Annotated in this window: 4 protein-coding genes; all 4 read left to right on the forward strand. The window is 51.0% G+C overall.

The genetic code is table 11. From position 1 onward, the window contains the following. Window positions 1-323: 323 nt before the first annotated feature. The 4 genes from VZT47_RS09330 to VZT47_RS09345 all read left to right on the forward strand — a co-directional run bounded on the left by VZT47_RS09330 (window position 324) and on the right by VZT47_RS09345 (window position 3,864). Window positions 324-1,169 (forward strand): DUF2156 domain-containing protein, encoded by an 846-nt coding sequence (locus VZT47_RS09330; protein WP_330224696.1) that lies wholly within the window; start codon window positions 324-326, stop codon window positions 1,167-1,169. Window positions 1,170-1,710: 541 nt separating this feature from the next. Continuing rightward, a complete protein-coding gene (locus VZT47_RS09335) occupies window positions 1,711-2,970 on the forward strand; it encodes a GNAT family N-acetyltransferase (RefSeq protein WP_330224697.1) in 1,260 nt (419 codons plus the stop codon). Further along, window positions 2,957-3,232: a GIY-YIG nuclease family protein gene (locus tag VZT47_RS09340; protein ID WP_330224698.1), complete on the forward strand. Its 276-nt coding sequence runs from the start codon at window positions 2,957-2,959 to the stop codon at window positions 3,230-3,232. Before VZT47_RS09335 ends, VZT47_RS09340 begins: the two co-directional genes overlap by 14 nt. Further along, complete coding sequence (locus VZT47_RS09345; RefSeq protein ID WP_330224699.1) at window positions 3,232-3,864, forward strand: DUF2232 domain-containing protein; 633 nt, start codon at window positions 3,232-3,234, stop codon at window positions 3,862-3,864. The genes VZT47_RS09340 and VZT47_RS09345 overlap by 1 nt, the downstream gene beginning before the upstream one ends. Window positions 3,865-4,870 lie beyond the last annotated feature (1,006 nt).

Genomic DNA, 4,870 nt, shown 5'->3' on the forward strand with positions numbered 1-4,870 from the left:
AGTGCCTCAAAAACCGGTCAAAACTACTAAAATTTACTCCGAACAGGGTGAATAAGGCCCTATTTCCTTTAAACGCAATAGAGAAATTTCGATTTGGAAGCACTTTAGCAGCTGTTAAGTTAATGATATTGCTGATAACTGCGAACTGACTATCGCAATTTGACTGCAGTACTTGCACACTTATGATAGAATATTAGTAGTCATTCAAAAAATTAAATGTGTCGTATTCCTGTATTTCATATTTCTTATATATGTATATATAACAGGCAGCAAAGGAGTTGGCCATCATAGATTTCAAACCGTTTCGTATCGAGGATAAGGCTTTGATTGACAGTTATTTCCGGGTGCATCATTATGAGCAGATTGACTGCACTTTCAATACGCTTTTCCTCTGGCAGAAGGCGCATCAGACGACCTGGGATATCGTGGATGATATTCTTTTCGTGAAGGCGGGATCAGGGAAGGATACGTTTTTCCTGCCGCCTTTCGCAAAGCGGGAGGAGGATTTCGTGCATGGGCTGGATCTGATCCAGGCGGAGTATGACAAGATGGGCATCGATTTCCGTCTGAAGTCGGCTTCCCGCTGGGTGACGGAGCAGATTGAGCGGCTGTGCCCGGGGAAATATGATTTCATCGAGGACCGGGATAATGAGGAGTATGTGTATCTGACGAAGAATATGATCAATCTGCCGGGGAAGAAGCTCCGGATGAAGAAGAATCATCTGAATTCGTTCCTCCGCCAGTATTCGGATTATCAGTATGAGTCCATTACGAAGGATAATATGGAGGATGCGAAGCAGGGGATTCATGACTGGTTCGTACGCCATGGGGATATCGATGAGGAGGAGGAAGCGATAAAGCTCTGCTTCGATCACTGGGACGAACTGGGAGTTCGGGGCGCCATTATCCGCATTTACGGGAAGGTGGAGGCTTTCACCAATGGGGATCTGGTCAATGAAAAAATGGCCCATATCATTTTCGAAAAGGCCAATCCGAATATCCGGGGGCTCTATCAGGCGATCAACCGGGATTTCCTCATCCATGAGTTTGCGGATACGGAATTCGTGAATAGAGAAGAAGATATCGGCGTGCCGGGACTTCGGGAAGCAAAGATGGGGTATAATCCGGACCATCTCACGGAGAAGTTTGATGTGATCCTCAAAAAGTGAGTTTTCGGGTCTTCCACAATTAGCGGTGATCGTGGTCCGTGACCCGGGGCGGTGCGCGCATCAAATTTGTATGGCCCGCGGAGTTTTGGAAACAGGGCGGTACGGGGCTGGCTTTTTTCTCATTTTCGACTTGTGTGATCGTACAGCCCCCCAGTCGCCTTGAGGGCAGCCCCCCGAACTTCGGGGGGCCTGACCGCGGGAGGTTTGAGCTATTTCGAAGGAATGATATGTCATTAGCTCCGTAGTCTGCATGGCACATGTGAGGTTCATGACGAAGCGGACTCGGGATAAATGTCTCTATCCGTAAGACGCGGGCCCCCTTCGAGAAGGGGGCTCCCCAAAGGGGTGGGGGCACGAACAGGTCGGAACGTTTCCCGGCAGGAGCGGCGGCATACAGTCAGAATGCCGGCCCCATATATAAGATTGGTTTCCCGCAGGGGAACCATATCCTTCACGAAGAACGAATAACGAATCACGAAGAACGATGATCACCATGTTTGCATGAATCCTATTTCCAATTTGTTAGAAAAAAGGAGTACCCATGTTAACCCGTAAAGCGACTGAAGCGGATGAGAGGGAGGTCAAGGGCCTCTGGGGGTATTGTTTCGAGAAGCCTTCGGATCCTTTCTTTCAGTGGTATTTCGAAAATGTATATTCTCCCGAGACGGTGCTGGTAGGGGAGGAGAAGGGGCAGATTGCCTGTGATCTTCATCGCCGGCCGTATACGATCAATGTGCGGGGGGAAAGGCTCCCTGTGGATTACATTGTAGGGGTAGCCACCCATCCGGCTGCCCGGGGGAAGGGGTTTGCTTCCGAGCTTCTCCGGGGGGCTTTTCATATGGCGGCATCGGAAGGAAAGCCTTTTGTGACGCTTATGCCTTCGGCGGCTTCTTATTATCTTCCTATGGGTTTCGGTTTTTACTGTCACCAGTGGGAGAGGCGGGCATCTCCGGAGGAGCTGGCAAAGATTTCCCGGAAGGCTCTTTCCTGCCGGACGATTTCTTCGGAGGAGGACTGGCGGGAGCTCGCTTCCATTTATGATGCCTATACGGATGGGAGAAACGGGTATACTCTTCGCGATGAGGTTTCCTGGAAATCCCATATTCAGGGGCAGCTGGTGGAGGGGTATATCGCCCTGGTCTATGATGAAAGGGGACCTTCGGGGTATCTTTTCTATACTTTTGATGACCGGACCCTGATTGCCACGGAGATGGCTTTTGCCCGGGAATCGGGGCGCAGGGGGCTTTATGCCTACATGGCGGGTCATCGGGGTTCCGTGGATACATGCGTATGGTATGAACCGATCGACGATATGTCCTGGATGTACTGGAATGACGGGGCTGAGCATACTTATATTTCCAATAAGACTTTCCCTTATATGCTGGGGCGCCTGACGGATCCTGTCACTGCTTTTGACGGTCTTCCCTGCCCGGAAGGGGTGGAGGGGGAAATCGCTTTCCAGCTGGCTGATTCGTTCCTGCCTGAAAACAGCGGGATTTATGTGCTCCGCGCAGGAAATGGACATATTTCCGCCCTGAAGACCGATGTTTTCTATGATCTGAAGCTGCACATCGAGGATATTTCCGGCGTCCCTATGGGAAGCGCCATTCCGGAACCGGCTTTCTGCATCGGTGCGGGGGCTCTGGCCCAGCTTTTCATGGGTTCTGCGGACCTTTCGGACCTGCTCCGCCTGGAAAAGGCCCGCTGGCTTACGAAAAATGAGGCCGGAAGGAGCCGGACTCTGGCTTTGGGAAAGGCCATGCTTCCAAAGGAAAAGAACTGGATCAATGAGTGGTTCTGAGAGGAAATATTTCACCTACCTGCTCCGCTGCGCCGATGGGTCTCTCTATGGGGGATTCACTGTGGATTCCGTGGAAAAGCGGGTGGAAACCCACAATGCGGGGAAGGGCGGACGGTATACGAGAAGCCGGCTGCCTGTGAAACTGGCCTGGTATAAGGAATGTGCCACGGAGCACGAGGCCAGGTCTCTGGAGTGGCACGTCAAACATTTACCGAAAAAGGAAAAAGAGGCCCTGGCGGCGTCTTTTGGAAAGGAGACATAGTGGAGCCCATCAATCCATCTGTGCGAAAAACGAAATATATGACGGAATCTGCGGCAGCTGCTGCGATTTCAGCTTTGTTGGTCCTTTTGAAACTTCTGGCTCCTTTCCTGGTTTTTATTACCATGCTGACTTCTGCGATCCCGATTGCGATTATCTGCAGCCTTCATGGGATGAAATGGGGATTTTTCACGGCTCTTGCTGAAATTATCCTGGTCAATATCATCGGGGGTGTGGAACTGGGAATTACGACTGCTTTTTATGCAGCCGCTTTAGGACTGGCTCTGGGCTATGGATTCCGCCATCAGCTTTCGGCGGCAAAAACGATTCATCTCACCGCTCTGGCTTATATCGTGGAAATGTCCTATAAAATCGCCGTTTCCATTTATATCCTGGGAATTGCCGATGCCCTGTCGGCAGCGATTGACCGTTTTACAGCATTCATTCAATGGCTCTGGAAACCGCTTTCCACCATTGCCGGATTTGATCCGGACCCCGGAAAAGCAGCTTTTACCACTTCCGGAATGATTATGGTGGGACTCGTCTTTATCCTCAATGCTTACTGCTATGCCTATCTCAATCACGAACTGGGGCGGGAAGTGATGAAAAGAGTCAAGGCGGGACGGAGAGAATAGAGACATTTGTGCTGATCGTGGTCCGTGATCCGTGAAGGTGGCCGCCTGATGGCGGCCTTTTTTGTATGGGAAAATTCAGGTTTGATGACTTTTGAATCGGGGATATCGGGAGTCTCGGGGGTCATTTCGGGGCTGTCGGGGTGGTGGCGCCTTAAATTTATGAAGGCGCCTTTTTTGATTTTGCCTTCGGCTCCCATCTGGGCCGGGGAATTGTTTCGTCAGTCGGTCTCATCTGTGCCAGGTATGGTTTAACAACCTATCCGGCTGCTCTGCAGCCACCTTTCCATCCCAGGAAAGGTGGTGACCGGTATCATGCTTTTCTTTATCCGCATAAGCGGCATGAATGGGTCGTGCAGGAAAGACATCAGTGATTCCATTTCCATTGCCTTTTCAGTCCGGCGGGACTAGCTCCCCGGGATGGGTTTACCTTTTGGCTCATTTTCGGCTTGTACAATTGGTCGACCTATCCGGCTGCTCCGCAGCCACCTTTCCACCCCTGGAAAGGTGGTGCCCTGTAGTATGCCTACCGGTTTCCTAATTTTCGACATGAATGGATAGTGCAGGGGAAACATAAGTCATCCCATCCGCCCCTGCGGGGCGCCTTCCCTATCTAAGGGAAGGTTGACCATTTGCGGCATTCGGCCGCTTGGGATTTCCTCTCTTGCCCTTTCAGTCCGCTTCGCGGCCAGCTTCCCCGAGGGGAAGCCTATCCGCATACCTTTTGTCTTATTTCCGACTTGCAGCTGTAGTACGACCCACCCGTCGCCTTCGGCGCCACCCTTCCAAGCCTGGGAGGGCTTGAACGTTTCGACTTGTACGGTTTTTTCAAACTCGTCTGTGTAAATTCCCCATCTATATTCGTGCCGCATCAGCGGCACGCCGGGGCTGTACAGAAAATACGCAACTAAAACAAAGAACCCATCGACTTAAAAAGGCCGATGGGTTCTTCGCATGGTATAATTTAATTATGCCAAAACCAAATAATACCATTGGTAGACATTCTACC

The organism is Dialister sp. (assembly GCF_036343215.1).
Taxonomy (GTDB): Bacteria; Bacillota; Negativicutes; order Veillonellales; family Dialisteraceae; genus Dialister.

Bases quoted from the DNA above. Each gene is read 5' to 3' on its own strand.
- VZT47_RS09335 (WP_330224697.1), top strand. From the start codon at position 1,711: ATGTTAACCCGTAAAGCGACTGAAGCGGATGAGAGGGAGGTCAAGGGC.
- VZT47_RS09340 (WP_330224698.1), top strand. From the start codon at position 2,957: ATGAGTGGTTCTGAGAGGAAATATTTCACCTACCTGCTCCGCTGCGCC.